This window comes from Nonomuraea sp. JJY05, from assembly GCF_043496855.1.
GTDB lineage: Bacteria > Actinomycetota > Actinomycetes > Streptosporangiales > Streptosporangiaceae > Nonomuraea.
The window spans coordinates 155,785-182,137 of sequence record NZ_JBIEIS010000023.1 but is presented as its reverse complement, the minus strand read 5'-3'; the positions used below and the strand labels follow the sequence as shown (position 1 = coordinate 182,137).

23 protein-coding genes and 1 tRNA gene are annotated in these 26,353 nt (G+C 65.9%); 15 read left to right on the top strand and 9 right to left on the bottom strand.

The window, feature by feature from the left end; translation table 11 throughout:
* The first annotated feature begins 218 nt into the window (after positions 1-218).
* A complete protein-coding gene (locus tag ACFKCF_RS33430) occupies positions 219-932 on the top strand; it encodes an NUDIX domain-containing protein (RefSeq protein WP_394499277.1) in 714 nt (237 codons plus the stop codon).
* 70 nt (positions 933-1,002) lie between these two features.
* On the opposite strand, the gene ACFKCF_RS33425 is transcribed toward ACFKCF_RS33430, so the two are convergent.
* Positions 1,003-2,229, bottom strand: a complete 1,227-nt coding sequence (locus ACFKCF_RS33425; RefSeq protein ID WP_394499267.1) for a DNA sulfur modification protein DndB — start codon at positions 2,227-2,229, stop codon at positions 1,003-1,005.
* 210 nt (positions 2,230-2,439) lie between these two features.
* Between ACFKCF_RS33425 and ACFKCF_RS33420 the strand changes: the two genes are divergently transcribed.
* Genes ACFKCF_RS33420 through ACFKCF_RS33405 form a run of 4 tightly spaced genes read left to right on the top strand, consistent with a single transcriptional unit; the run spans position 2,440 to position 10,642 of the window.
* A complete protein-coding gene (locus ACFKCF_RS33420) occupies positions 2,440-4,560 on the top strand; it encodes a hypothetical protein (RefSeq protein ID WP_394499266.1) in 2,121 nt (706 codons plus the stop codon).
* A gap of 33 nt (positions 4,561-4,593) precedes the next feature.
* Positions 4,594-6,225 carry a type I restriction-modification system subunit M gene (locus ACFKCF_RS33415; RefSeq protein ID WP_394499265.1) on the top strand — a complete coding sequence of 544 codons (1,632 nt, stop codon included), beginning with the start codon at positions 4,594-4,596 and terminating at the stop codon, positions 6,223-6,225.
* Positions 6,222-7,424: a restriction endonuclease subunit S gene (locus ACFKCF_RS33410; protein ID WP_394499264.1), complete on the top strand. Its 1,203-nt coding sequence runs from the start codon at positions 6,222-6,224 to the stop codon at positions 7,422-7,424. Before ACFKCF_RS33415 ends, ACFKCF_RS33410 begins: the two co-directional genes overlap by 4 nt.
* Complete coding sequence (locus ACFKCF_RS33405) at positions 7,421-10,642, top strand: type I restriction endonuclease subunit R (protein WP_394499263.1); 3,222 nt, start codon at positions 7,421-7,423, stop codon at positions 10,640-10,642. Before ACFKCF_RS33410 ends, ACFKCF_RS33405 begins: the two co-directional genes overlap by 4 nt.
* A gap of 343 nt (positions 10,643-10,985) precedes the next feature.
* On the opposite strand, the gene ACFKCF_RS33400 is transcribed toward ACFKCF_RS33405, so the two are convergent.
* On the bottom strand, positions 10,986-12,809 hold the full coding sequence (locus ACFKCF_RS33400; protein WP_394499262.1) for a hypothetical protein: 1,824 nt from the start codon (positions 12,807-12,809) through the stop codon (positions 10,986-10,988).
* Positions 12,810-14,123: 1,314 nt separating this feature from the next.
* Complete coding sequence (locus tag ACFKCF_RS33395) at positions 14,124-14,258, bottom strand: hypothetical protein (RefSeq protein WP_394499261.1); 135 nt, start codon at positions 14,256-14,258, stop codon at positions 14,124-14,126.
* Between the two features lie 83 nt (positions 14,259-14,341).
* Between ACFKCF_RS33395 and ACFKCF_RS33390 the strand changes: the two genes are divergently transcribed.
* Both ACFKCF_RS33390 and ACFKCF_RS33385 read left to right on the top strand, forming a co-directional pair.
* Complete coding sequence (locus tag ACFKCF_RS33390; RefSeq protein ID WP_394499260.1) at positions 14,342-14,578, top strand: helix-turn-helix transcriptional regulator; 237 nt, start codon at positions 14,342-14,344, stop codon at positions 14,576-14,578.
* Positions 14,571-16,139 carry a tyrosine-type recombinase/integrase gene (locus tag ACFKCF_RS33385; RefSeq protein ID WP_394499259.1) on the top strand — a complete coding sequence of 523 codons (1,569 nt, stop codon included), beginning with the start codon at positions 14,571-14,573 and terminating at the stop codon, positions 16,137-16,139. Before ACFKCF_RS33390 ends, ACFKCF_RS33385 begins: the two co-directional genes overlap by 8 nt.
* A gap of 211 nt (positions 16,140-16,350) precedes the next feature.
* Here ACFKCF_RS33385 and ACFKCF_RS33380 read toward each other — a convergent pair.
* Both ACFKCF_RS33380 and ACFKCF_RS33375 read right to left on the bottom strand, forming a co-directional pair.
* Positions 16,351-16,424 (bottom strand) — tRNA-Arg (locus ACFKCF_RS33380).
* Positions 16,425-16,735: 311 nt separating this feature from the next.
* Positions 16,736-17,011, bottom strand: a complete 276-nt coding sequence (locus tag ACFKCF_RS33375; RefSeq protein WP_394499258.1) for a hypothetical protein — start codon at positions 17,009-17,011, stop codon at positions 16,736-16,738.
* A 417-nt stretch (positions 17,012-17,428) separates the two neighbouring features.
* Between ACFKCF_RS33375 and ACFKCF_RS33370 the strand changes: the two genes are divergently transcribed.
* Complete coding sequence (locus ACFKCF_RS33370; RefSeq protein WP_394499257.1) at positions 17,429-18,211, top strand: phosphotransferase; 783 nt, start codon at positions 17,429-17,431, stop codon at positions 18,209-18,211.
* Positions 18,180-19,121, top strand: a complete 942-nt coding sequence (locus tag ACFKCF_RS33365) for a cobalamin biosynthesis protein (protein ID WP_394499256.1) — start codon at positions 18,180-18,182, stop codon at positions 19,119-19,121. Before ACFKCF_RS33370 ends, ACFKCF_RS33365 begins: the two co-directional genes overlap by 32 nt.
* A 60-nt stretch (positions 19,122-19,181) precedes the next feature.
* Here the strand turns inward: ACFKCF_RS33365 and ACFKCF_RS33360 are convergent, their stop codons facing one another.
* Together ACFKCF_RS33360 and ACFKCF_RS33355 are read right to left on the bottom strand one after the other, a co-directional pair.
* Positions 19,182-19,415, bottom strand: coding sequence for a hypothetical protein (locus ACFKCF_RS33360; protein ID WP_394499255.1), 234 nt, complete (start codon positions 19,413-19,415; stop codon positions 19,182-19,184).
* A 92-nt stretch (positions 19,416-19,507) separates the two neighbouring features.
* The gene (locus tag ACFKCF_RS33355) at positions 19,508-20,302 is read right to left on the bottom strand and encodes an exodeoxyribonuclease III (protein WP_394499254.1); all 795 of its coding nucleotides are present in this window, start codon (positions 20,300-20,302) and stop codon (positions 19,508-19,510) included.
* Positions 20,303-20,688: 386 nt separating this feature from the next.
* On the opposite strand from ACFKCF_RS33355, the gene ACFKCF_RS33350 reads away from it, so the two are divergent.
* From ACFKCF_RS33350 to ACFKCF_RS33330, 5 genes are read left to right on the top strand one after another with little or no spacing between them, the layout of a single operon-like run.
* Positions 20,689-21,792 carry a zinc metalloprotease gene (locus tag ACFKCF_RS33350; protein WP_394499253.1) on the top strand — a complete coding sequence of 368 codons (1,104 nt, stop codon included), beginning with the start codon at positions 20,689-20,691 and terminating at the stop codon, positions 21,790-21,792.
* An 11-nt stretch (positions 21,793-21,803) separates the two neighbouring features.
* Complete coding sequence (locus tag ACFKCF_RS33345; RefSeq protein ID WP_394499252.1) at positions 21,804-22,121, top strand: hypothetical protein; 318 nt, start codon at positions 21,804-21,806, stop codon at positions 22,119-22,121.
* Positions 22,118-22,306, top strand: a complete 189-nt coding sequence (locus ACFKCF_RS33340; RefSeq protein WP_394499251.1) for a pentapeptide repeat-containing protein — start codon at positions 22,118-22,120, stop codon at positions 22,304-22,306. The genes ACFKCF_RS33345 and ACFKCF_RS33340 overlap by 4 nt, the downstream gene beginning before the upstream one ends.
* Entirely contained in the window at positions 22,303-23,496 is a 1,194-nt protein-coding gene (locus ACFKCF_RS33335; protein ID WP_394499250.1) for a M28 family metallopeptidase, read from the top strand. The genes ACFKCF_RS33340 and ACFKCF_RS33335 overlap by 4 nt, the downstream gene beginning before the upstream one ends.
* A gap of 6 nt (positions 23,497-23,502) precedes the next feature.
* Positions 23,503-23,835, top strand: a complete 333-nt coding sequence (locus ACFKCF_RS33330) for a DUF4326 domain-containing protein (RefSeq protein WP_394499249.1) — start codon at positions 23,503-23,505, stop codon at positions 23,833-23,835.
* A gap of 141 nt (positions 23,836-23,976) precedes the next feature.
* On the opposite strand, the gene ACFKCF_RS33325 is transcribed toward ACFKCF_RS33330, so the two are convergent.
* Positions 23,977-24,594 carry a hypothetical protein gene (locus ACFKCF_RS33325; protein ID WP_394499276.1) on the bottom strand — a complete coding sequence of 206 codons (618 nt, stop codon included), beginning with the start codon at positions 24,592-24,594 and terminating at the stop codon, positions 23,977-23,979.
* 20 nt (positions 24,595-24,614) lie between these two features.
* Here ACFKCF_RS33325 and ACFKCF_RS33320 point away from each other — a divergent pair, with 20 nt between their 5' ends.
* Positions 24,615-24,782, top strand: coding sequence for a hypothetical protein (locus ACFKCF_RS33320; RefSeq protein WP_394499248.1), 168 nt, complete (start codon positions 24,615-24,617; stop codon positions 24,780-24,782).
* Here the strand turns inward: ACFKCF_RS33320 and ACFKCF_RS33315 are convergent.
* On the bottom strand, positions 24,758-26,317 hold the full coding sequence (locus tag ACFKCF_RS33315; protein WP_394499246.1) for an ABC transporter substrate-binding protein: 1,560 nt from the start codon (positions 26,315-26,317) through the stop codon (positions 24,758-24,760). The two genes, ACFKCF_RS33320 and ACFKCF_RS33315, sit on opposite strands and share 25 nt — an antisense overlap.
* Positions 26,318-26,353 lie beyond the last annotated feature (36 nt).

Below are 26,353 nucleotides of genomic sequence, written 5' to 3'. Positions count from 1 at the left end.
CTGACGGAGGACGACGCGACAGAAGTCGGAATCGAGATATACGCCCGCGCAGAGGTGCCGCGTAGCCGTGTCCCCCCTCAAAAACCCGCGGTGCTCTTGCTTGCCACGCTTCGCTGTAGATCGGGCCATGCCGCCCTCTCCCTACTGTTTAAGTCAATCTGACCATAAATTGTTGGAAGCTTTGAGTCAAGGTGACCTTTAGGTACGGTTGTCTTGTGATGGAAAGATCAAGTCAGAGTCGGGCGCCGGTCACCGTGACCGTCGACCTGGTGATCCTCACCGTTTGGCAGGATCAACTGCGGGTCCTGCTGATCGAGCGGGGCAATCAGCCGTACCTGGGGCAGTCAGCGTTGCCAGGCGGGTTCGTCCGCGACGGGGAGACTCTGGATGAGACCGCGCTACGGGAGTTGAGCGAGGAGACCGGGCTGGACGGCCGCAAGCTGCACCTTGAGCAGTTCCATGCCTACAGCGATCCGAGCCGCGATCCGCGGGGCAGAGTCATCACAGTGGCCTACCTGGCACTCGGCCCCGATATGCCGCTGCCCGTCGCCGGTACGGATGCCACAGCAGCGCGCTGGGAGCCAATCTCATCTGCCCTCGCCGATGGCACGTCACTGGCTTTTGACCATGCCGCGATACTCCGCGATGGGCTGGAGCGGGCAAGATCACAGCTTGAGCACACCACGGTGGCCGCGGCATTCTGCCGCGAGCCTTTCACCGTTGGCGACCTGCGCCACATCTATGAGGCTGTCTGGGGATTCAAGCTCGATCCCAGTAATTTCCGCAGGAAAGTGACGCGAACGGAGGGTTTCCTCGAACCCACGGGCGAGCGCCGCTTTCCCGAAACCGGCAGGCCAGCGGCTCTCTACCGCCGGGGATCCGCATCGCTGCTGATCCCGCCGCTGTTGCGATCAAGTGACGTCTCCTCCTGATTCGGTCACGAGGGTGCCGGTTCGGGGTATGCGTTTCACCGGTGTACACCCGAACCGGCCATGGCCTCGATCACCAGCCGCGGATCTTGCGACCATGTTCGGTATCTGGGTGCAGCAGGGCGTCGGCGACGCGCCCGCCAGAGTCCTTGGCTCCACCGCCGAAGTTGAGGACCCCTTGGGCGTTTGCGCTGGCGGCGACACCGTCCCAGTAGCGGGCCTCCCGCTCCCAGCACACCGAGTCCAGCAGCTCGATCAGCTCTTCCCGACTCAGCTGTCTGCCCGAGGTCGCCCAGCCGGTGGCCTGGTGCGCGGCGATACCGATCCCGGCGAGTACTGCTGGCGCGGAGACCACGCCGCGCGCGGCGAAGTGCGGGTACAGGCGTGTGAGAAGCTCCGGTAGCAGGCCGAGGAGCCGGCGCTCGGCCTGCTCTGCGGTGACCCCCTCGGGCAGGCCACTCTCATGCAGGGTCGTGGAGGACAGGCCGAGGCCGGGCCGTCCGTGCAATGCGGTGACCATCAGCACCCTCAGGGCGGAGAGGGTGACGATCTCCGGATCGGTCTTAGTGAGCTGCCGCTTGCGAGTCTGCATAAGCTTGGCGAACGGCACGATCTTCCCGTCGTGCTCGACCTTGGCCGCACCTGCGACAAGATGGGCGAGCCGCGTGCCGATGTCGCGCTGGTCCATGGACATCGCCAGGTTCTTGGTGACCGGCACCCCCTCAACGTTACGGTCATAGAAGATCTGCCGGGCGTCCTCGACGCTCAGCCCGAAGTACAGCTCGAACGGCACCCGCACCGTACTCAGCCGCTCATATGTGATCCCGAAGCGCTCCGGGTTGTCGGACAGCTCGTGCCAGGCGGCGACCTGGGTCTCCCCATCAACTGCCACCACCGGCGTGCCCGCGATCATCGTGATGGCACGGATGCCGCTGCCGGCGATCAGCTCGTCGCCAACCGTGCCGGGCCGGCCGTCCAGCCAGAGCGTGATAGGTGGAGTGGACCAGCCGGAGCCGTACTCACCATTCACGCCAGAGGCGATGTAAGACGCGTACGAGGTGACGTTCCGCCCCTTCTGGGTGGTTTTCAGCATCCGCTGCACCAGGGCACGGACCTCGGCATGGCGGCGCAGGGCGCCAGGAGCGTACTTCAGCGCCCGCTTGTCCTCCTCGATCTTCGGGGAGGGTACGAGCTGGAGCAGTGTCGACAGCCCCATCGTCCCAATCACCGCGTCCGGGCGGAACGGGGTCACGATCAGCTGGATTCCTTCGACGGCTGCGGTCGGCATGGTCAGCGTCATTGTTGTGCCTCTCTCGGCAAGGGACGACTCAGGCCCGGTGAGACCCGGCGTCCTTGGGTGGTGTGAGACGAGAGTGACATCTTTTCATTGCCATTAGGCCTGAATTGCTGACATCCCCCGGTATCAAGAAGCACGCACTATGATTTCCCTTTTGGTCGTAATGTGTGCGGAGTCGAAAGCCTGACAGCGATCAGGGGAGGAAGAGTCCACATGGCGCAGCCGTCGTTTCCCCTCCCGGAGAGTTCCGCAATCTCGCTGGTCTCGATGTCCGAGATCGCGGCGATGGCGCAGGTCCAGCGCTCCGTGGTCCCCACCTGGCGTCGCAGGCACAGCGGGTTTCCCACCGCCGCCTTCGAGAACGCAGGACGCCCTTGGTTCGACGGACGGGAGGTAGTCGAGTGGCTACTCGCCACGGGATTGGGGAATGCCGACCCGGCCCATCTTCGGGCCGAGTTGGCCCTTCATGTTATTTCCGGCCATAAACACCTTTTCGGTCCACGCCGCCTCGTCGAAATCGTCGGCAGCCTGCTCTGCCTCCGCCACCTCGATCAGAAGCCTCTCGTATCCGACAAAGAGGACGATAAGCAGATAAATGTCAATGAGGCGTGGGCGGCGCTACAGAACCGGGCCGAGCGGATGGACCCTGAGGACGAGTTCGTTCTCCGTGAACTGCGAGCGGCCGACAGCTCGGCGGTCGTGCTGGCGCACCTCGCCGAGGATCTGGTCGAGGCCGCCTACACCACCGGGAGTGCGTACGAACGACTTCTGGGGCTGCGGGCACGCCTCGAGCTCACCGAGCTCACTGCCGAGGCCGTCACCCCCGGCCTGAGGGACCTGCTTGTCCAGCTTGCCGATCCCCGGTCCATGGTGGAGCGGCGCGAGCAGATCACCGTCGCCGACCCGCACGCCCGGACGGGAGATCTCCTGGCCGCGATCGTGCATGCCGTGGACGACCCCGCGACAATATGCGCCCTGGCTGCGGAGCCCGACGGGCCGCTTGCCCGCCTCGTCCGCCGCCGGTTGCTGCTCGCCGGCGTCGAGGAACTCAAACTCGATGTCCAGATAGGCCTCGATCTGGAGGAGAGGCTGGCGGACCCGGACCTGATCATCACCCAGCTTCCCTACCAGGCCGCTGAGAAGCGGTCGAAGTTCGTAGCGCTGGTGGGCATCGAGAAGGTCGCCGACCTGCTGGGACCCGGCCGCACAGCGCTCGTGCTCGGTCCCGCCGACGCCCTGGTCGACGTGCTACCCGACACCCAGGAGGCCCAGCTCCGCTCCAGCCTGCTGCGAAGCGGCGTCGTCGAGGCGGTGATCGACCTTCCCGGTGGCATGACTCCGTACCGGCCCGGCTACCGCTTGGCGCTCTGGGTGCTCACCCGCGATCCGGTCACGGCCGCACGCGGATACGTGCTACTCGCCGACGTCAGCGCCGAGCCGCTGAACGAGCAGGTGCGTACGCGGCTGGTCGAGGATGTCCTGATCTGGCGGGCCGAGGGCCGCCACGCCAGGCACGACCCCCGCTATGGGCACGTCGTTTCCATCGCCCAACTGGACGCGAAGTTTGGTGGTCCGCTGGCTCCGCCGGGGCCGCCCGCCTCCCAGACCCTGTCCCGTACAGTAACCGAACGCCCAGCGCTGATCGCCGAAGCCGAAGGCCGGTTGCAGCGAGCCGGTGAGCAGGCCCAGCGGTACGCCGATGAACACGGCCGCACGCGCATCAACGTCGTGCGACGCACCGGGAGGATGCCTACACCCACTACGGTCCGGGCGCTCATCGCCGGGCGGCGGGTCATGAAGGTCAGCGGCCACCGTCTCGCCCCGGAGCACATCGTGCCGGACGGTCATCATAACGTGCTCGGCCCTGAAGAGATCGGCGGCGGACCGGTCGGCGCGCGGCGCATCGACCGCGCCGTCCTCGCCACATACGGAAACGCGGCATTTACCGAGCCCGGCGACATTGTCTACACCACCTCGCCGCAGCTCGGCCTGATGGTCGACCACGACGGATTCTCCGTCGTCGCGTTCCCCGCTCGTATTCTGCGCATCGTCCCCAACGCCGAACGCCCACTGGCCCCCCGCGTACTCGCCGCCCTGCTCGGTGCTGCCAGAAACACCGGTCGTAGTCCCGGCGCGGTACGGGCTGCGCGGCCGATTGAGGACTTCGTCGTCCCCGACCTTGACCCGGCGGACATGAGGCGCGCCGACGCCTTCCTCGCCGACATCGAGCGGCGCCAAGGCCTGCTGCACAACCAGGACGACACGCTCACCGAAATCCGTCGCCTCGCTGTCGCCGGCCTCGCCGACGGCACCCTCACCATCGACGACCCCTGATCCTTCACGACTCCCCTACAGAGAAGAGAAACAATGCCCCCGCGCAAACGAGCGACGCCCGGCCAGGGCGAGCTGCTCACCATGTCCACCACCAAGGAGATCCAGGACATCCTGTGGAAGGCGGCCGACAAACTCCGCGGCTCCATGGACGCCTCCCAGTACAAGGAGTTCGTTCTCGGTCTGGTTTTCCTCAAGTACGTCTCCGACGCCTTCACCGAGCGCCGCACCCAGCTTGCCGCCGACCCTGAGCTGGCCGAGCTCCCCGAGCACCGCCGCGTCGCCTTTCTTGAGGAGAAGGACGAGTACACCGAGGCGAACGTCTTCTGGGTTCCGCCGGTCGCCCGCTGGGACCACATCTCTGACAATGCGCAGAGCACGGCGGCCGGCGTCGGCAAGCTTCTCGACGACGCGATGCACGCGATCATGAAGGAGAACCCGACCCTCACCGGCGTCCTTCCGACAATCTTCAACCGGGACAACGTCGACAAGAAGCGCCTCAAGGAACTCGTCGACCTGATCAGCGACGCCCGCTTCACCGGCCATGGTGACCGTCCGGCGCAGGACGTGCTCGGTGAGACCTACGAGTACTTCCTTGAGCGGTTCGCCCGCGCCGAGGGCAAGCGCGCCGGAGAGTTCTACACTCCCGCGAGCGTGGTACGACTGCTGGTGGAGATCCTGGAACCCTACGAGGGTCGGGTGTACGACCCGTGCTGCGGTTCAGGTGGCATGTTCGTGCAGTCGGGCAAGTTCGTCACCGAGCGGCGCGGCCGGGACCACAGCCACGACATTGCGGTGTACGGCCAGGAAGCCAACGAGCGCACCTGGCGACTGGCGAAGATGAACCTCGCTATCCACGGCATGGACCCCAGAGGCGTGGGCGACCGCTGGGCCGACACGTTCGTCGAGGACAAGCACCCTGATCGCAAGGCCGACTTCATCATGGCCAACCCGCCGTTCAACCTGTCCGCCTGGGCGCGGAACTCGAAAGACCCCCGGTGGAGGTTCGGCGTCCCACCACAGTCCAACGCCAACTACGCCTGGCTCCAGCACATCGTCTCCAAGCTGGGCGAGCGCGGCAACGCGGGTGTGGTTCTGTCGAACGGCTCGATGTCCTCCAAGCAGTCGGGCGAGGGCGAGATCCGCGCGGCGCTGGTCGAGGCGGACCTGATCGCGTGCATGGTGGCCCTGCCCGCCAACCTGTTCCGCACCACGGCGATCCCCGCCTGTCTGTGGTTCCTGACCAAGGACAAGACCTCGCAGGGCGCGAAGGCGTTGACCGAACGGCGCGGCGAGGTGCTGTTCATCGACGCCCGGAGCTTGGGGACGATGATCGACCGCACCGAGCGCATCCTGACGGACGAGGATCTCGCCAAGATCGCCGACACCTACCACGCCTGGCGTGGGACCGAGTCCGCCAAGGCGAAGGGTGTGAAGTACGAGGACGAGGCTGGCTTCTGCTACTCCGCGACACTGGAAAAGATCCGCGAGCACGACTTCGCGTTGACGCCAGGACGATACGTCGGCGCGACAGAAGTCAAAGAAGGCCCGGAGGCAGAGCCGGTAGAAGAGCGGGTCGCACGTCTGACAAAGGAGCTATTCGAGCAATTCGAAGAGTCGGCTCGGCTAGAAAAGGTCGTACACGAACAGTTGAGGAGGATTCGATGACTGAGTGGAGGCGAGTGCGGGTTGGGGGCCTGGCCACCACCAAGGGGCTCGTTGGCGGCCCCTTCGGCTCCTCCTTGGGAAGCAAAGACTACGTTGAGTCCGGAGTACCAGTAATTCGTGGCATAAACCTTGGATCAAAGAGCAAATTCAGCGGACAAGAATTTGTTTTTGTGGCACCCGAGAAGGCGCATGGAGAACTCGCGCGAAATATCGCCATCCCGGGGGATATTGTTTTTACACAGCGAGGCACGCTCGGCCAAGTGGGAATTGTCCCATCCTTCCCGTTCGACAAGTACGTAATCTCTCAGAGCCAGATGAGATTGCGCGTCGACCCGAATATCGCCATCACAGAGTTCGTTTACTACCAGTTCCGGTCACCGGAGATGATCAGAACGATCCATAGCCGAGCAATCACCACTGGGGTTCCCCACATCAACCTCGGAATTCTCGGAGATCTGGAAATAACCTTACCCCCCCTAAGTGAACAACGTGCTATCGCGACAGTTCTTGGCGCACTGGATGACAAGATCGCGGTCAATGAACGCATCGCGACGACAGGCGACGAACTCTTGACGGCGTCATTCTCCAGTTCGCTTGTCATGAATCCTCAGCAGTTCATCGACCAGCCGCTCTCCCGGACAGCAGAATTCGTCAACGGCCGCGCCTTCACTAAGGATGCAACCGGAAGTGGACGAATGGTGATTCGCATCGCCGAAATTAACTCCGGACCTGGCCCTTCCACCATCTACAATGAAATTGATGTCCCTGACCGGCACCTGGCTCGGCCTGGCGATGTGCTTTTTGCTTGGTCCGGATCGCTTACAGTGGCTCGCTGGTATCGACCTGAATCAATCATCAACCAGCACATCTTTAAGGTTATCCCTAAAAACGGAATGGCGCCGTGGCTTGCATTCGAACTGATCCGGCTGAAGTTAGCCGAGTTTCGCGGGATCGCCGCCGATAAGGCCACCACGATGGGACACATTCAGCGTCGCCATCTCGATGAACCCGTTCCTGTGCCAACCACTGAACTCCTGGCTCGACTCGATACCGAGCTCGGACCTCTTTGGGACCGCGCTCTCGCTGCAGAGCAGGAATCCCTCGCTCTTACTGCCCTGCGCGACGCCCTTCTCCCCCAGCTCATGTCCGGTCGACTCCGTGTCCGTGATGCGGAGCAAATCGTCGAGGACGCCTTATGACGACCGACAAGCACGACGGCAAGATGACCGAGGCCATCTGGGAGAAGCTCGCCCTGACCGAGCTCTCCCAACTCGGTTGGGAGCCCATGGGGGGCAAGCACATCGCTCCGGGTTCCGAAAAGCGGATGACCTGGGACGACCTGATTCTCCACGACGAGCTGCGCGGGGCGATCGAGCGCCTCAACCCCGCCCTCACCCCCCAAGCCATAGACGAAGCCCTCTCCGTCGCCACCACCCCGAGGTCCCGCGACCCGCTCCCCGAGAACCGGCTCGCCCACGAATACCTCACCTCTGGTATCCGGGCCGTCACCTACACCGACGAGTTTGGCGCGGAGCACACCCCCACCGTTCGCCTCATCGACCTGCGTACCCCCGAGGCGAACACCTACCGCGCAGCCAACCAGGTCACTGTCATGGACGGCGAGCATGAGCGCCGATTCGACCTTGTCCTCTACGTCAACGGTCTGCCTCTCGCCATCGTCGAGCTGAAGAGCGCTGCCGACGAGCACGCCACCCTCAAGGACGCGCACGCCCAGCTCCGCACCTACGTCGACGAGTTCCCCATCGCGTTCCGCTACAACGTGCTCTGTCTGGTCTCCAACGGGATCACCGCTAAGTACGGCACTCCGTTCACCGAGTACGAGCATTTCGCCCCTTGGAACGTGGACGACGACGGCGACCCTGTGGACACCAACGCCGCCGACCACGAAGGGCCGGAGGCGCTCTTCCTCGCCCTGACCGGCCTGTTCACCCAGTCACGGTTCCTCTCCTTCGCCCGGGACTTCGTCAACTTCACTCCCAAGGGAAAGCGCATCGCAAAACCGCACCAGTTCTACGCCGTCAAGAAAGCTCTCGAGGCGATCGTCGAAGCTTCCCGAAGTAACGGGCAGGCCGGCGTGGTCTGGCACACGCAGGGTTCTGGCAAGTCCGAGGAGATGGTGTGCACTAGCGCTCTAACATCCCGGCATCCCGCGCTTAACAACCCCACGATCGTCGTCATCACCGACCGTAACGACCTCGACGACCAGCTCTTCAACACCTTCCAGGACAGCCAGACTCTCCTCGGCCAGACCCCGATCCAAGTTCAGACCCGCGAGGAACTACGTACAGAGCTGACCAACCGCCGGACCGGCGGAATCGTCTTCACCACCCTGCAGAAATTCGGCCGTACCAAACAGGAGAAGGATTCCGGTGCGGACCATCCGCTCTTATCCGACCGGCGCAACATCCTGGTCATCGTCGACGAAGCACACCGCAGCCACTACGACAACCTCAACGGCTACGCCCGCCGCCTGCGCGAGGCTCTGCCCTACGCCACGCTGATCGCCTTCACCGGCACGCCCATCTCCAGAGCCGACGCCAACACTCGTGAGGTCTTCGGCGCGGGCAAGGACTACATCGACATCTACGATTTGAAGCGTGCCGTGGACGACGGGGCGACAGTCCGCGTCTATCACGAGCCAAGACTCATCCCGGTCTCGCTGCCCCCTGATGTGGATCCGGAGGCGATCGACGAGCAGGCCGACGCGCTGACCGCGGACATGGACGACGCCGAACGCCGCCGGGCCCTGCACTACGCCGCGCAGATGACCAATATCTACGGTGCGCCCGATCGGATAAAGACACTTGCCGAGGATCTAGTGTCGCACTGGGAGATGCGTTCGAAGCTGATGCGCCGACAGATCGGCGGACCGGGCAAGGCGATGATCGTCTGTGTCACCCGGGAGGTCTGCGTCAGGATCCACGACGCCATTTCCGAACTGCACCCCGGCTGGGCGAATAAGGATCCACGCAGCGGCAAGATGAAGATCGTTTTTCACAGTGTCCCCAGCGACCCCAAAAACCTGAAAGACCATGCGCTGCGCCCCTCCCAGCACAAGATCGTCCAGGAGCGTGCAAAGGACCCCGATGACGAATTGGAGCTCATCATCGTCCACTCCATGCTGCTCACTGGCTACGATGCCCCGCCGATCCACACCCTCTACATGGACCGCCCCATGCGAGGGGCAAATCTGATGCAGGCCTTGGCCCGGGTGAACCGCCGCTTCCGTGGAAAGCAAGACGGTTTGCTAGTCGGCTACGCGCCGCTCACCGAAAACCTCAATAAGGCGCTTGCCGAATACAGCCCCGGTGACCAGCGGGACCAGACGATGGGCCGAGACGTGGAACGGGCTATCACCGAGGTCCGCAACGAGCACGCCACCATCTGTGGCCTGCTCGCTGGCGTCCCTTGGCGCACGCTGTTGGCTGACACTTCAAGGCTCAAGCCGTACCTACGCGCCCTGCGCATGACAGCCAACTATCTGCGCGACCCTCGCACTCCCGGAAACCAGGTCAAGCCTGGCTCCAAGACGCTGAGCGTACGCTTCCGGGAGAGCGCCACGCGGCTGGAACGCTTCTACCGGCTGTGTGCGATGAGCAGAGAGATATCGGAGCGCTTCGACGACCTCCAGACCTGGCGCAAGGACATCGCCTTCTTCAGCGAGGTGCGCTCCTGGATGGTGCAATTGGACGCCGCGGACCGCGAGGCCAGCGGCAAGCCGTTGGCTTCCGAGGTCAATGTCTACCTTTCCCAGCTCGCGGCCTCCGTCGTCGACGCCGACGAGATCACCGATTTGTACGCCGAGGCCGGCCTTGGCAGACTCGACATCACCAATCTCAATGACGAGCACTTGCGCGAACTCCGGGACTCCGAGGCGCCGCATCTGACGACCGAGGCCCTGCGCCGGTTAATCGAGCAGAAGATGCGTGAGGTGACGCGGCACAACATCGTCCGCCGGGAGAGCTTCGCCGAGAAGCTCGAAGACCTGATGACCCGCTACATGCGCCAGCAGCTCAGCAGTGCCGAAATGATCGCCGAGCTGGTCGCCATGGCCAAGGAGGTCTCCGCGGAGGCCCGGCGCGGCGAGCGATTCGACCCTCCACTCAACCACGCCGAGCTGGCTTTCTACGACGCGGTGGCCAACCACGGCCTCGCGAAGGCTCTGATGGGTGACGACACCCTCGCGCAGATCGCCCGCGCGCTGGTCGCTGACATCCGCAAGAACCTGAGCGTCGACTGGCTCTCCCGCGAGCCGGTACGCGCCAAGCTGCGTAGCCGCATCCGGCGCCTGCTCGCGAAGTTCGACTACCCGCCGGAGCAGGAGCGCGCGGCCGTGGATCTCGTCATCAAGCAGATGGAGACCTTCGCCACCGAGTGGGCCCCGCGAGCACAGTAGTGACCGTTCTCCTCGGCCTGATCAGGTCAGGCCGCCACGCCTGGTTCCCGATTCCTAGCGAGAAGTTGGGCGGTCATGCTTGCCATGCCGCTGCCGGCGCTCGGGCCCAGCGGCCCTGCGCTCCTGGTCGGCTTGCCACCGGATGACGTGGTTGCTCTCGCGGAGTGGACTGGGGATATACGAAGGATGATCTTGCAGCACCACCCACCGCGTAAACTATTCGCCCAGCTCAAGCCGCCTGCGTAGGTGAAGTAGCTGTCACTCTCCTACAGCAGGTGCCACGCGTTCGAATCCTCCAGGGCGGGCTAACCACGTTCGTACAAGCTGCCCACGACCAGGGCAGCTAACGCTCGCTGGCGATGACGACGAGTTCGGCTCCCTGACTGGTCACGGATCCCCGCACGCCGTTCAAGAGGGTTTCGAGAAGGCTGAGCCGGAAGCTTTCTTCCATCAGGCTCAGACTTCCGGCTCGCTGGTACAGCACCTTGCTCAGGTGAGGTTGGACAATGACCACTCGGGCCTCAGCTCTTGGGCTCCGGTGGCTGAGGGCGTCGAGCAGGTCCCCTCTGCCATCCACGCGGACGCCATCCACCCACGTAGCAGGGCGTGGCGCCGGCGACGACTCGAGCCGGTCCCGTAGTCGGGACGGATCGAGGTTGATCAGATTCTTAACCGCCTGACTTGTCACGATCTCGTATGGCCCCACTGCAATGCGGCGCGACGGGGCGCTGGTCTTAGCAGCCTTAACATGGATCAGGCTCAAGATGCCTTCGCTGTCGATGTGCAGGAAGTCTGCGATCTCGCCGGGTCCGTCATCACAGGTCAGCAAGCCAGATGAGTAGGTCTTCACCACCCAGCCGAAGAGCGAGAGGTCACCGGCCAGTCCCACCCTGCTGTGGATCTCCGCCGGTGACGAGCCGATCGGCTTCTCGCGGGTGATCTCGTAGCCAGTGAAGTCGGCCCACTGCCAATGATGGAAGGCATGCGGTTGCACTTGCCGTTGGAAGATGCTTCTTCCGTCGATCATGTGGCCCGATTCGTAATAGATCCTGACGAGTTGGTCGCTGTACTGCAGTGCATCTAGGACTCGCCGGACCTCAGGCAGACTCGTGGGCTCGTTGTGAAAGCCAAACCGTACTTTAACAACACCAGATTCCAGCTGCACAACTCCTTGGAGCGTTCCACAATGGGCGCCTTCGAGGCCTACGTCTACAACGAAGTCCGCCGAATCGCGCTGCCCGCGCACCTCGAGGAGAGCTCGCTCCAGCAGCTGTGCTGCATCGATTAGTTCGTCATAGGCGCCGAGCGCCGATGACAGTTCGTCGGGAGATGTGGTGGCGAGATCGAACGCGCCGTGAACGCCCGACAGGTCATAGGACTGAACGGCCAAGATGGGAAAAGGGCGATCGAGCTCGGCGCCAGCGTTGATCGTCTCCTCAAGAAGCCGAAGGGCCTCTAGGGCCATCTTAACGAACTCATCGAAGTCACTAGTGCCCCTTGCCCAGATGAGAGCGTTACTCGGCGTTGTTCCGATGCTGCCAGCGAGCGTCTGGCGAGAATCCTCGGGCGGCAGGCTGGCTCGAGCGGAGGAGAAGGCGAACGAGCTGTCCTCCAACGGGTTAAGGGCGTCCTGGAGGCGTTGGCCACTGAGGTTCTTGGTGTCGGGACGGGTAGCCCGCCGAGTGTGCGTCCCTTGCAGCCACAGCCCTCGCGCCTCTCCCTGAAGCAGCGCCCCTTGAAATACCTCCGGCGGGACTCGGACGAAAGGCGGGATCGGTGGGCGGGTAAGCCACCGCTGCAGCCGACCCTTGAGGTAGTTATCGCAGTAGACTGCTACAAATTCCTTGTACGTGAGCGCAAGAGCAAGCGAATGCCTAGTGTCAACGAATCCGATGTGGTCATTCGCCCAACTCGGCCGGGAATCCTGTCGGTAAATGAAACCGTCCACGCGGTAGGGCATGGAGTCGTCCGCTGCCGCTATACCGTCGGCGACAATAACCGGCTGCTCCCTACCTGAACGTTTAACTGGAGTCTTGAGGAAGTCGATGAGCTGCGATATTGCTCGCTGCTTATCCCTAGCCGTGTTCCGAAGAACAATGATCGAGAAAAACGGTCGAAGCCATTCTGGCCGAATCACAGGAAGGGGATTTTCGTCGAGCATTGCCATGAGCCGAAGTTAATCGCTCCTGTCGCCCGTTCGCTAGCCATCGAATAGATGATTGATGAAAATGTGATCCAGATAGCAACCAAACCTTATTTAGTTGCACTATCTCATTAAATGTTACAGGATGGGCGTGCTTGGCAGGATTATCAACGGGCCTGGAGCACTCTGCGGGCGGGCCAAATAGTTGCGCACGCTGACAGGTCGTGATCTTCGGTCTGCTCACCGGGGGCGGGCCGCGAGACGATCGTTCGATTACAGCCAGGTGCGAACACAGAGATCAGCGACCTGACGGGGCGAACATACCTAACCCCTCAGGCGGCCGTGACCACACGCTGTGTGGGTGGCTGCGGCAGCCGGCACGGGAAGTGTGCGGGAGGATCAAGCGGGCAGAACGAGCCAACCACCGCTTCTCAGCAGGTCAGCGTGTAAGGCGGAACAAGTTCAGCTCAACGACGCAGGCAAGACTGTTCTGAGCGCGCTGCCGTAGCTATATACAACGGCTGTGCAGAAACCCCATAGGCCCACCGGGATCATCCCAGAGGGCCTATGACCTGGAGCGCGACCGAGAGGACTCGAACGTCTAACCTTTTGATCAGTGGAGCGAAGCGAAGGTTAGGTAGTGACGTGATAGCCAGCCTCATTGGGTGCAGGGACATGCGCGGGATGATCTTGCAGATGGAGCAAGCGGCACGAAGCATTTAGGCAGGTCAGAGCACGCACATCAACAGTACAGCCACCGCTCTCCTAATGCGAGCCCTCTTGTTTGCGTCAAGGGCGCCTGCGAGTCGAACGCTCGACCCGCCCGATCTATGAGGTGATCGGTGGTTGTGAGCCACCACCAGGCGCCAGCGAATCAGATACATAGCCCCGGGCTGTAACGGAGTGCATGGGCAGCAGCGGCCAGCCGGACGGAGATACACCGGGTTACGGAGCGCGATCTTGTCTGTTCTTTACCTGCACTCGTGTCCGGATTCGCGCCTGGAGGCAGGTATTTAAAGAGTGACAGGGACCAGGTGGCTCGGATGATCGGGCCACATCACCATGACAGGACCCAACCACATCACCCTTCGAAGTTCGTCATTCACCAGGCCCATCAGGCCCAACGACCTCAGCCAGAAGAGGCCCTGGCATGCGCCGCCGAGCGGCTCGCCTGGGCCGGCTCAACGCGCTCAACTGTCTGCTGAGCATCTCAGGTCAGAGTCGGCCACCAGATGGGGCTTGTTTCCGCTTGTCCGCCGGGCGCAACCATCCCCGAGCGCACAACCTCCCGATCCACGTCGGCACCCCCGACGGGCTACTCATCATCGTCACGGCGCCTCACAGCGCCGCGCGATGCGTGGCTCCCGTAGCGACGATCGAATCGGGCTTGAGCGCCGCCGCCGAGGTGGGCGTCGATACGTCGTGCCCGGCACCGCACTCGGGGCGGTGGGCGATGGGGAGCATAACGCTCACCCGATCACCCGCGCCGCCCCATCCGTGCTCGTGCCGGGCGGGCCCACGGCAGTCGCGCGTCCTTCTCGGCCTGGAGGCCGGCGATGAGGCGCGCGCTGACGTTGGCCGAGATCCAGCAACTGCCAGCTGTGGTCGACCTGGTCACCGCGGGACGGGCGCTCGGATTGGGACGCACCACGGCCTACCAACTCGCCAGGGACGGCCAGTTCCCCTGCCGGATCATCCGCATCGGCAAAAGGTACCTGGTGCCCACCACTGCCCTGCTCGCGCTGCTCGGCGATCACACCCTCATCGAGGAGGACAGGACAACCGATGACTGAAGGCAGCACGTTCAAACGCTGCTCCTGCCGCGACGCCGGCGGCAAGGAACTCGGGCAGAAATGCCCCAAGCTGCGCCGCCCCAGCGGCGGCTGGAACCACCGGCACGGCATCTGGCACTACCAGATCGAACTGCCACCCACCCCCGACGGCAAGCGCCGCGGCCCGCTCCGCCGCGGCGGCTTCACCAGCCAAGACGACGCCGAAGCCGAACTCGCCCAGGTAAGGGCCCTGTTGGCGTTGGCCGGTCCGCGCGAGCCCGCCACCCGCACTCAGATCGCCGATCTGATCAAGCGCACGCTGGCCGAGACCAAGACGCTGCCCAACATGGAGACGGTCCGCCGCAAGATCAAAACCGGGCTGGACCTGACTCAGGAGATCACCGTGGAGCAGTGGCTGGAGGAGTTCCTGCAGCGGAAGCGGAAGATCGAGGAGAGTACCCGGCGCTCTTACGAGGGTCACATCCGCCTGTACCTGATTCCCTACCTGGGCCGGCTGGCGTTGGATCGGCTCAAGGTCAGCGACATCGCGGTGATGTTCGAGCAGATCGAAGAGTTCAACGACGCCATCGCCGAACGCCGCGCCAGCCCCGACCCGAGCGTGCGGGCCAGCGTGAAGTATCGGCGGCCGGTCAGCATCGCCACCATGCACAGCATCCGCGCCACCCTGCGGCACGCCCTGAACATGGCCATCCGGCAAGACCGGCTGCTCGACTTCAATCCCGCCGCCGTGCTGGAGTTGCCGGCCAAGACCCGGCCCAAGGCGTTGGTGTGGACCGACGATCGGGTCCAGGATTGGCAGGTCGCCTTTCACGAGCGCCTGCGTGCAGAGAAGCAGTGCCGTGGCGGGCGGCGGGTGCATCCGGTCGACGCCTACACCAGCACGCCGCGGCCTTCCCGGGTGATGGTCTGGACGCCGGCTCAGACTCGGCTGTTCCTGGAAGAGGCCCAGCGGCACCGCCTTTTCGCTCTGTATCGGCTGATCGCTTTGCGCGGGCTGCGCCGGGGCGAGGCGTGCGGGTTGCGCTGGAAGGAGGTCAACCTCGACGCCCAGACCATCACGATCAACTGGCAATTGGTGCAGTTGGCCGGGCAGGTTCACGAAGGCACGCCCAAGACCGACGCCTCGGTACGCACCATCGCTCTGGACGCCGAAACCGCCGCGACGCTGCGTGCGCACCGGCAGCGGCAGCTCCAGGAACGGCTGGCCATAGGGGAGGCGTGGAAGGACACCGGGTTCGTCTTCACTCAATCGGATGGGGATCGGCTGCATCCCCAGCACGTCACCGACCAGTTCCTGTGGCTGGGCTACCTCGCCGGCCTGCCACCCGTCCGTCTCCACGATCTCCGCCACGGCGCCGCCTCGCTGATGCTGGCCGCCGGGGTAGAGATGAAGGTTGTGCAGGAGACGCTGGGGCACACCTCCAGTTCCTTCACGGCCGACACCTACACCTCGGTCTTCCCCGAGGTGGCGATGGCGGCCGCTGAGAAGACCGCAGCCCTGCTGCTCTCCGAGGAGGAGGACCAGGAGGAGCCGGGAGAGGTGATCCCGCTGCGGGCCTGACCCGCTACATCAGGAGACTGGCCCCGTCTCGCCGCGCTTGCACGGCGAGACGGGGCCGTTTCCTTTGCCAAGGAAGTCCCCAGAAGGCCGATGTCGATCATGGCGTGTGCGGGGTTGGGGCGCGCGAGCACGTACGGAGCACGCAACCGCTAGACGAAAATTCTAGAACGCATCCGATCCCGCAAAGCTGCAGGTCAGGACATGATCAAAGCGCGCCCTGCAGGATTCGAACCTGCGACCGTCGGATTAGAAGTCCGGTGCTCTATCCAGCTGAGCTAAGGGCGCTCCCGCCTTATTGTGCATGATCCGGCGACATGTCACGCACACGTTTTCCTCGTGTCAGTCTGTCAGGCTGATCACACCCCACATGAACAGCGTCCTCAAAGCCATAGCCGTCAGGGTCAAACCAGTGGTCCGGCAGGGTGTGTTGGCCTCTGGGAGGATATCGGAGGAGGTCAGGTAGAGGAGCAAACAGGCGAAAAGGCCCAGGTAGGCGCTCGGAGTGTTGTCCGGGATGGTGATAAGGGGTCAAGCGTGACGTGTCCAGGAGCAGGAAGGTAGGGGCGCGGCGGCGGGCGTGTCGTAGAGGGCTGTGCCTATCGAGCGTCGCTGAGGAGGCCGACGTGGGCCTTGGCGCGGGCGTGGATGCGGGCGTGGATGCGGGCGTGGATGCGGGCGTGGATGCGGGCGTGGATGCGGGCGTGGATGCGGGCGTGGATGCGGGCGTGGGTGTTGTGGTTGGTCTCGTGGGCGTCGAGCGTGGCCGTCGAGCGTTCGGTATGTGGATGGGCACCACGCCGGGGCGAAGGTCGGCATCGGCAGGGGTATGCCGAACGCCGCCGCCAGGGTTTGAGTAGGAGGTTGAAAATCACCTCGCCGTGCGTTGCCTCAGCGGTGGCGCTGAGGGCTCGGCCGCGCAGGCCCGACCGCGCAGCACCCCGGGCACAAAGCACCCCGCGGTGAAGGACCCGGCCACACAGCACCGCGTGGCGCAGGACACGAACTGCATGCCATGGACGTGCAGGGCCCACGGTGCAGGGCCCGGTGGTGCAGGGCCCGGTGGTGCAGGGCCCGGTGGTGCAGGGCCCGGTGGTGCAGGGCCCGGTGAGCGGGAGTGGAAGGTGGTGGGTTGGGGTGGTTGGTGAGTGGGTTGGTGGGAGTGGCATGAGCGGGGGTGGCGGCGGGAGGAGGGGTGAAGGGGGAGGTTGGCTTGGGAGGGTGGGGTGGGATGTGGGGGCTGGGGAAAAGGCTGGGCGGGGGTGGGGCAAAAGGGTCTAAGCTCTCGTGGCATGGTCGCGACGCTCCTGCATGAGATTCCGTTGCAGGGCGGGGACGTGACTGACGGGGTGGTGCGGGTCGGTGACACCGTGCGTAGACCGGCCAGTACGTCGACACCCGCCGTGCACGCCCTGCTCCGGCACCTTCAGGCCCGTGGGTTCGAAGGGGCGCCGCGGGTGGTGGGGATGGACGGGCTTGGGCGGGAGATCCTCACGTATGTGCCGGGTACGACCGGTTTGCGACTTGAGAGCGTGAGTGATGAGGCGCTGGCCGGGCTTGCGGTGTTGCTTCGGGAATATCATGACGCGACTGTTGGGTTCCCGCTGTCCCTGGATGGGTGGGAAGGCGGGTCAAATGACGATAAATCGCCAGAAATCATCGGACACTGTGATTTAACGCCAGAGAATGTGATCTTTCGCGACGGTAAGCCCCGCGCGCTGATCGACTTCGATCTTGCCCGCCCGACCACGCGGCTCTTCGACATCGTCACCACGCTCCGCCACTGGGCCCCCATCGCCGACCCCGTCGACCGGCCCCCGCTCCTCCGCAATCTCGACGTGGGCGAGCGGCTGCGGCTGTTCTGCGACGCGTACGGCGTGCCGCCCCGCGACCGCCGCCGCCTCCTCGAACTGGCCAGGCTCCGCTTCCACCGCTCCTACGACGTCATGCGCACGCGCGCCTCGGCGGGCGGCAACTGGGCGAAGATGTGGGCGGGCGGCGCCGGCGAGCGCATCCGCCGCGCGGCGGCCTGGATGGACGTACATGAAGACGAGCTCCATGCCCACCTGGTGTGACCCGCTGGGGCTCGCCCTCGGGGTGGCCCTCGACCGGCTGGTCGCCGACCCGCAGAGCGCCGCCCACCCGGTCGCCGTCTTCGGGCGTGTCGCCGCGAGCGTGGAGAAGTCCCTGTACGCGGACAAGAAGGCGCACGGGGTGGCACATGTCGCCATCTGCGTCGGGGGCGCGACCGCCCTCGGAGTCCTCGCCCAGCGGATCCCCCACGCCCGTACGGTCGTCACAGCGGTCGCCACCTGGGCCGTGCTCGGTGGCACTACGCTCGCGCGCGAGGGCGAGTACATGGCGAATGCCCTCGAAGGCGGCGACCTGGAACGAGCCAGGGCCCGGCTCCCTCATCTCTGCGGCCGCGACCCCTCCCACCTGGAGGCCAAGGAACTCGCCAGGGCCACGGTCGAGTCGCTGGCCGAGAACACCTCCGACGCCGTCGTGGCCCCGCTCTTCTGGGGCGCGGTGGCGGGCGTGCCGGGGCTGCTGGCGTACCGGGCGATCAACACGCTGGACGCGATGGTCGGCCACCGCTCCTGCCGCTACGAACGGTTCGGCTGGGCGGCGGCCAGGCTCGACGACGTGGCGAACTACGTACCGGCCAGAGTGACGGGGCTGCTCACGGTCCTGACCGGGCCGGACCCCGGCCGCGCGCTGGCGGTGCTCAGGCGGGACGGCCACCGGCACCCCAGCCCGAACGCCGGCAGGTGCGAGGCCGCCTTCGCCGGGGCGCTCGGCGTCACCCTGGGCGGCACGAACGTCTACCAGGGCAGGACCGAGCACCGCCCGACCATGGGCGACGGGCCCGAGCCCGACGTCAAGGACATCCGCCGTGCGGTACGCCTGACGCGCGCCGTCAGCCTGGCCGCCGCCGGAGCGGCCGTGCTGACGGCTTGGGCCCTGCGAAATCGCCACAAATAGGCCGCCGGGAGGATTGCGGACGGTCGCGCAATTGCGCGGTAATCAGCTATTGATTGCTTTTCACATTACGCGGTTGAGGTTGAGCACCAGCCAGACCACGAATATCGCGAGCACGGTGATGCCGATCATCGACTTCGCGGCGTTGTTCGCGACCTCCTTCCTGGCCGTGACCTGCTTGGCGCTCTGCTTCCACACCTGACGCATGATGATCATCGTCTGGAAGCGGCGGCCGAGGGCGAACACGGCGAGGGCGATGATGATGAATAGAATGACGCGACCGTCTGCAGGTTCCACGGAGATCCCCCCTGTGGGCCGTGAAGTTACTGAATCCCCCGAGACATTTGAGGAATCAGGATACTCGGGACGGACGCGGTTTGTAATTTGAATTATGGTCCGAGATCCACGACGATCGGGGCGTGGTCCGAAGGGCCCTTCCCCTTGCGGGCCTCGCGATCGACGTACGCCGACCGCACGCGCCCGGCGACGTCCGCGCTCGCGTAGACCAGGTCGATGCGCATCCCCTTGTTCTGGTGGAACATCCCGGCCCGGTAATCCCAGTACGTGAACGGATGCGGGCCCTTCATCGGCGTCGGCACGACGTCGTGCAGCCCGAGCGACCGCAGGTCGGCCAGGGCCCGGCGTTCGGCGGGGGTGACGTGGGTGGCGCCGACGAACAGCGCGGGGTCCCACACGTCGGCGTCCGTGGGGGCGACGTTGTAGTCGCCGCACGCCACCAGCGGCATGGCCGGCTCGGCCGCCAGCGCGTCCCGGAAGGCCGCGAACCAGGCCAGCTTGTACGCGTAGTGCGGGGAGTCCACCGTGCGGCCGTTCGGGGCGTACAGGGACCAGACGCGCAGTCCGGCGCAGGTGGCGGCAATGGCGCGGGCCTCCGGGGCCACCGCTTCCACGCCGTCGAGCTCCCTGAAGCCGGGCTCGCCGGGGAAGCCGAGGGTCACGTCGTCGAGGCCGACCCTGGACAGCAGGGCCACGCCGTTCCACCGGCCGTCGCCGTGGGCCGCGGCGGCGTACCCCAGCTCCCCTACCTCCGCCGTGGGGAACGCCTGGGCGGAGCACTTGGTCTCCTGGAGGCAGAGGACGTCGGGTTTCGCCTCGGCGAGCCACTCGAGCAGGCGGGGCAGCCGGGCCTTCACAGAGTTCACGTTCCACGTGGCTAGGCGCATGCTCCCAGCTCATCATTAATCCATCTTTTACGCTTACGGCGGGCCACCCCACCCCCCGCACGTGGCCGGGCTCTGTCCAGGGAGACGGTCACGAGGTGTGCGGGGCCGGGCGCGTTACGGCGCCTCCTGGGCCGTCGGATGGTCAAACCCCTGACCGTCGGGCGGAAAACGCGTGACCGTCGGACGGGAAGCCGTGACCATCCGGCAGAAACCCCCGAAGAGCGGCGTGCGCGTGGATCCGAGCCGGAAGCTATGCACTCCTTTGGGCTTTCGACCGGGCGGTTCGCGGTACGAGTGCATCAGCGTCCGACCGGCCGGATGGCGGTCCGCCCTTCTTCTGCGATCCGGCCGGGCGGCCTCTCTCGCTTCACTCCTGGGGGGAAATCATGATGGACGAGTCAGAGTTTTCCGAGCCGCTCACGCGCGACCTGTGCGGCACGATGCCCGTGCACCGCCGGCTGCTCAACGAGAGCATGTCCTACCGCGCGCGGCGGACGTCCATAGAGAACCAGGCCACGCAGTACAGGCTCGGCACCCGCATGGTCAGCCGCACCGGCGTGGTCAGCATCCCCGTCGTCGTGCACGTCGTCCATCACCCGGCCCGCCCCGAGCAGAACATCGGCATCGACCAGATCCACAGCCAGATCGAGATCCTCAACCAGGACTTCCGGGCCGCCAATCCCGACGTGACGATGGTGCCGCCCGTCTGGAAGTCGCTGGTGGCGGACACGATGATCGAGTTCCACCTCGCGACCCGCGGCCCGAACGGGGAGCCGACGGACGGGATCGTCCGCGTGGAGACCCAGCGGATGGGCTTCACCCACGACGACCTGGTGAAGTCGAGCGCCACCGGCGGGGCCGACCCGTGGCCCAGCGACCAGTACCTCAACATTTGGGTGTGCCAGCTGAAGGGCGGGCTGCTCGGCTACGCGCAGTTCCCCGGCGGGCCGCCGGACACGGACGGCGTCGTCATCCGGCACTCCGCCTTCGGGAACACGGGCACCGCGGCGCCGCCCTTCCACCTGGGCCGGACCACGACGCACGAGATCGGCCACTGGCTGAACCTCTTCCACATCTGGGGGGACGACGGCGAGGGCTGCAGCGGTGACGACAAGGTGGCCGACACCCCGAACCAGGGCGGCAACAACACCGGAATGCCAACTTTTCCCCATATTTCATGCAACAACGGCCCCAATGGCGACATGTTCGTGAACTACATGGACTACACCGACGACGCCGGCATGATGATGTTCACGAGCGGCCAGTCCACGCGGATGAACGCCTGCCTGGAGGGCCCGCGGGCGTCCTTCCTGGTCCAGCAGCTGGCCGCGCGCGCGGAGGAGCGGATCCCCGCGGGCGTCGTCTCCCACGGTGAGCCGCGGCTCACCGGGAACGGGTCGCAGCACGACCTGGAGCAGCTGCTCCAGGAGGTGCTGAAGGACACCCGCGCGGCGCTGAACGTGGTGGCCGGGAACCGCCAGGTCCGATGAGCGTCGTCGTGATGAACGAGGAAGCGCCGGACGTCGTCGGAGCCTGGACGCACGCCTACGAGGAGGACACCGACGCGGTGGCGGTGTACCGCCCGGAGGATTTCGCGTTCCGGCCTTCGCGGCGGCCCCGGCGCGGGATGGAGTTCCACTCCGACGGAACCTTCGTCGAGTGGATTCCCGGACCGGACGACCGGCCCAGGAAGATCGTCGGCCACTGGGAGCGCCAGGGAACCGACCGGATCCGGATCACCTTTCCCGGCGGTTCCGGCCAGCCGTTCGTCCTGACCGTCGTGTCCCGCGAGGACGACCAGCTCGCCTTCGCGAAATGAGCCCGCCCGAAGTGAACCTGCGCGAAGTGAACCTGCGCGAAGTGAACCTGCGCGAAGTGAACCTGCGCGAAGTGAACCTGCGGGGAATGAGCCTGCGCGCAATGAACCTGTTGGGAATGAGCTTGCGCGGAATGGACCTGCGGGGAATGGACCTGCGGGGAATGAGCTGTGGAGGACGCCGGTGAAGTACGGCATCATCGGCGAGGCCGCGGTCGAGGAAGAGACGCCCGGCCTCGAATGGGCGCGGCTGGGCGACACCCTCCTGTGCTGGACCGAGGACGACGAACGCTGGCCCGCCGGCCTAGCCCTGCAGGAGCCCGCCGCGCAGGCCCCCAGCCTGTATCTGGTGACCCAGGTGGGCCGATTGTTCCAGCGCGAGCACCCCGACATTCCCGTCCTGGTCGACAAGGGCCGCTACCTCGTGGTCGGCCCGGACCCGGAGCAGGCCGGAGCAGTACGGGCGCATGAGGACGTCTGCTATCAGATGCGCCCGCTGACCGCCGGTATCACCGTGTTCCGGAATGTGACCCCGGCCCGCCGCACGCCGGATCCCGCCGTCCGGGAGCTGGTGAAGCTGGTGGACGAGGACGCCTACCAGGCCACCCTCCGTACGCTGGTGGGCCACGGCACCCGTCACTCACTGAACCCCGCGTTCAGGGCCGCCGCGGAGCAGGCCGCCGACCTGCTGCGCGGGCTCGGGTACGCCACCTCGCTCGCGCCGATCACCGTCGGCTCAGGATCCAGCCTCAACGTCGTCGCCGAGCGGGCGGGTGAGGGCGGTGAGCCGAGGGGCCGCGTGCTGGTCACGGCGCACCTCGACTCGATCAACGCCGTGGACGGCCCGGCCGCGGCGGCGCCCGGCGCCGACGACAACGGCAGCGGGGCGGCCGGCCTGCTGGAGATCGCCCGCGTGTTCTCCGGCAGGCGGACCACGCACGACCTGTGCCTCATCCTCTTCGGCGGGGAGGAGCAGGGCCTCTTCGGCAGCCGCCAGTACGTCAAGGCGCTGGCGCGGGCCGAGCGCGACCGCATCCGCGCCGTCATCAACATGGACATGATCGGAACGCTCAACACGCCCGCGCCCACCGTGCTGCTGGAGGGCGCGCAGACGTCACAGGTCCTGATCGACGACCTGGCCACCGCCGCGGCGACCTACACCTCGCTCGCCGTCCAGACCTCGCTGCATCCGTTCGCCAGCGACCACGTGCCGTTCATCGACGCGTCGATCCCGGCCGTGCTGACCATCGAGGGGGCCGACAGGGGCAACGGGAACGTGCACACGGCGAACGACACGCTGGCCCACATCGACTTCGGCCTCGCGCTGGAGATCGTACGCATGAACGTGGCCGCCACGGCGGCCGCGGCGGAGGTCTAGGTAGGCATGCCACACCGCGTCAAGGTCGAGGGCGACCGGTTCCACGGCCGCGTGCCCGAGGGCGCCGAGTACGTCGGGCGCGAGTTCCCCGGTCACCGGCGCAGCCCGTTCGCCAATCCGCACAGCCTGTCGGAGAAGGGCTGCCGGGTCTGCGGCGGCCGGGTGCACCAGCGGTCCCAGGTGATCGAGCTCTACCTGGCCCACCTCCGCGAGCATCCCGAGCTCGTCGAACGGGCCCGCCGCGAGCTGCGCGGCAAGGACCTGGCCTGCTGGTGCCACCCCGATCAGGAGTGCCACGCGGACGCGCTGCTGGCCGTCGTCGCGGGCGCGGAACCGTAGCTCACGGCGGCTCGACGCCCGCGGTGACCCTCGCTGCGGAGCCGTAGCTCACGGGTGCTCGACGCCCGCAGTGGCCTCGTTGCGGAGCCGTAGCTCACGCAGGCTCGACGCCCGCGGTGACCCTCGCTGCGGAGCCGTAGCTCACGGGCGTTCGACGCCCACGGTGATCTCGTTGCCGAGCCGGCGCCCCATCAGCAGCTCCAGGTCGTCGCCGCTCCAGAACTTCCCCGGGTCGTACCAGTTGGGCCGGCGACCGCCGGGCAGCAGCCCCATCTCCTCGTACGTGACCGCCACCACCTCGGCGCAGTACGCGCTCTCCAGCGTCTCCTCCCGGCGGCGCCGGCGCGGCAGCCGGCCCCTGGCCCAGCGGGCGGCCAGGCGGGCGGTGGAGGGGAACGGGGTGCCGTCGAGCCGGGCCACCGTGCGCAAGGCCGCGTCCTCCATCTCGGGCGTCGCCTCCGGCTCGAGCTGGCGCAGCCAGGGCCGCTGGTCGTAGCGGCCGACCCACGTGGTCACGGCGTCGCGCAGGTCGTGCAGCTGCACCCCGCGCTGGTGCGTGCCCGACCACAGGTCGAGCAGCGACTTGCCCAGCTCGGCGTGCCACATCATCGGTGGCAGGTCCTCGACCACGATCGCCATGCCCACGTGGTTGACCGGGCTGTTGGTCATCGTCTGGATGGCGCGGTCGGGCACCGAGCGTCCGCGGAAAATCCACAGATCGCCGGTCCTCGTCACCTTTACGGCCTCGTCGAGAGTCAGCACACCGTTAGCCTAGGCACATGCGCTGGTGGAAGATGCTCGGTCTGGCGGGAATCATGGGCGTGGCGGCCACGGGAGTGGTGATCGCACGCGCAGAGCGCCGCCGCCGGGCCTACACACCCGAAGAGATCAAGGTGCGGCTGCGTGAAAGGGTTGACCAAAATCAGCCCGAAGGGCGTAGGTCGTAGACGAAGACCACGTCCGGGTAGGCCGGGTTGTCGTTGTAGCCCTGCACCGCGCCCTGGTAGGCCCGCTGGTAGTTGACCACCCACGGCACCGCCGCGGCCGCCCGCTGGTCGAGCACCCGCTTCGTGGCCTGCTCGTACGCCCGCTGCGCCGCCGGCCGGTCGGTCACGGTCAGCTCCGGCACGGTGTCGAGCAGCGCGTCCAGCCCCTGGTCGCGCAGGTAGGCCAGGTTGAACACGGGCGGGTTCCCGCTGTGGAAGACGTTGCCGAAGTAGGAGTAGCCGTCGGCGTAGTCGGGCCACCAGTACATGACGAAGATGTCCTGGCCGCGCTTCTTGCCCTGCTCCCACTGGGCGGTCCAGGGCATCGCCCGGGCGTCGATCGTGACGTTGAGCGGCTTGAGCGCGGCGGTGAGCTTCGTGGCGAGCAGGTGCCAGTCGGTGTCGCCCTCCCCGTACGTCAGCCGCAGCCGCAGCGGCCGCCCGCCGGGGCCATACCCCGACCTGTTCAGCAGTTGCGCCGCCCCCGCCAGGTCCTGCCGGGGCACGCGGCCCGGGACGTACCCCATGAGCCCTTCGGGGATGATGCCGCTTGCCGGTGAGACCGCGCCCTTCAGGTCCTCGATCAGGCCCTGGTAGTCGACGGCCTTCTGCACCGCGCGGCGCACGCGCACGTCCTTCATGGGGCCGTTCGCGGTGTTGAACAGCAGCATCGCCGTCTGGAACGACGGCCGCTCCGAGGTGCGCACGCCCGGCGCGGTCGAGGCGGCGGCGAACAGGCGCGGGTTCAGCCGCGCCACGAAGCTCACCTCACCGCGCTGCAGCAGCCGCCACGCCCTGTCGGGATCGGGCACGACGCGGAACTTCACCGTGTTGTAGTGCGGCCGTCCCCACCCTCCCCAGTACTTGTCGTACGCGCTGAGCGTGAGCTCCTCCTCCTTGCCCTTCTGCCACTTCGTCACCGTGTACGGCCCCGAGCCCGCGTCCCTGCCCGACGCGAAGAACTTCCCGAGGTCGGGCGCCGCCTGCGTGTCGTAGATGTAGGCCGCGTAGGTGGAGGAGGCGACCAGGTCCAGCGGGACGGGGTACTTCAGCGCGAACGTCACCGTCGTGGGGCCGTCGACCCTGATGGACGAGACGGAGTCCCAGATGTAGGAGGCGCCCGCCTTGACGCTCATGGTGCGCTCGATCGACGACTTGACCGCCGCGGCGTCCAGGGGCCTGCCGGTGTGGAAGGTCACTCCGGGGCGGAGGTTGAACGTCCATGTCCGGCCGTCGGGCGACGAGCGCCAGGACGTGGCCAGCCTGGGGCTGGACTTCTTGGTGACGGGGTTCCAGAAGGTGAGCGTCTCGTAGATGTTCTGGAAGGCGACGATCTCGTTGGAGTAGGACCTGGAGGGGTCCCATTCGGTGACGACGTCCAGGTTCTCGACATAGACGAACGGGGACTGCCCGGACGGCGCCTGCGGGGGCTCCGGAGGCGGTGAGCAGGCCGCCAGAAGTATCAGCGCGGCGGCCGCTGCGAGACGACGGCGCAACGCATCTCCTTCTGTCAGCGATGTACTCGGGAAACC

What these genes read in the sequence shown, in the direction of transcription:
- ACFKCF_RS33390 (WP_394499260.1), top strand. Translation starts at nt 14,342, where the DNA reads ATGAGGCGCGCGCTGACGTTGGCCGAGATCCAGCAACTGCCAGCTGTG.
- ACFKCF_RS33350 (WP_394499253.1), top strand. Translation starts at nt 20,689, where the DNA reads ATGATGGACGAGTCAGAGTTTTCCGAGCCGCTCACGCGCGACCTGTGC.
- ACFKCF_RS33370 (WP_394499257.1), top strand. Translation starts at nt 17,429, where the DNA reads ATGGTCGCGACGCTCCTGCATGAGATTCCGTTGCAGGGCGGGGACGTG.
- ACFKCF_RS33425 (WP_394499267.1), bottom strand. Translation starts at nt 2,229, where the DNA reads ATGACGCTGACCATGCCGACCGCAGCCGTCGAAGGAATCCAGCTGATC.
- ACFKCF_RS33355 (WP_394499254.1), bottom strand. Translation starts at nt 20,302, where the DNA reads ATGCGCCTAGCCACGTGGAACGTGAACTCTGTGAAGGCCCGGCTGCCC.
- ACFKCF_RS33340 (WP_394499251.1), top strand. Translation starts at nt 22,118, where the DNA reads ATGAGCCCGCCCGAAGTGAACCTGCGCGAAGTGAACCTGCGCGAAGTG.
- ACFKCF_RS33400 (WP_394499262.1), bottom strand. Translation starts at nt 12,809, where the DNA reads ATGGCAATGCTCGACGAAAATCCCCTTCCTGTGATTCGGCCAGAATGG.
- ACFKCF_RS33385 (WP_394499259.1), top strand. Translation starts at nt 14,571, where the DNA reads ATGACTGAAGGCAGCACGTTCAAACGCTGCTCCTGCCGCGACGCCGGC.
- ACFKCF_RS33405 (WP_394499263.1), top strand. Translation starts at nt 7,421, where the DNA reads ATGACGACCGACAAGCACGACGGCAAGATGACCGAGGCCATCTGGGAG.
- ACFKCF_RS33430 (WP_394499277.1), top strand. Translation starts at nt 219, where the DNA reads ATGGAAAGATCAAGTCAGAGTCGGGCGCCGGTCACCGTGACCGTCGAC.
- ACFKCF_RS33330 (WP_394499249.1), top strand. Translation starts at nt 23,503, where the DNA reads ATGCCACACCGCGTCAAGGTCGAGGGCGACCGGTTCCACGGCCGCGTG.
- ACFKCF_RS33410 (WP_394499264.1), top strand. Translation starts at nt 6,222, where the DNA reads ATGACTGAGTGGAGGCGAGTGCGGGTTGGGGGCCTGGCCACCACCAAG.
- ACFKCF_RS33320 (WP_394499248.1), top strand. Translation starts at nt 24,615, where the DNA reads ATGCGCTGGTGGAAGATGCTCGGTCTGGCGGGAATCATGGGCGTGGCG.
- ACFKCF_RS33415 (WP_394499265.1), top strand. Translation starts at nt 4,594, where the DNA reads ATGCCCCCGCGCAAACGAGCGACGCCCGGCCAGGGCGAGCTGCTCACC.
- ACFKCF_RS33365 (WP_394499256.1), top strand. Translation starts at nt 18,180, where the DNA reads ATGAAGACGAGCTCCATGCCCACCTGGTGTGACCCGCTGGGGCTCGCC.
- ACFKCF_RS33345 (WP_394499252.1), top strand. Translation starts at nt 21,804, where the DNA reads ATGAACGAGGAAGCGCCGGACGTCGTCGGAGCCTGGACGCACGCCTAC.
- ACFKCF_RS33420 (WP_394499266.1), top strand. Translation starts at nt 2,440, where the DNA reads ATGGCGCAGCCGTCGTTTCCCCTCCCGGAGAGTTCCGCAATCTCGCTG.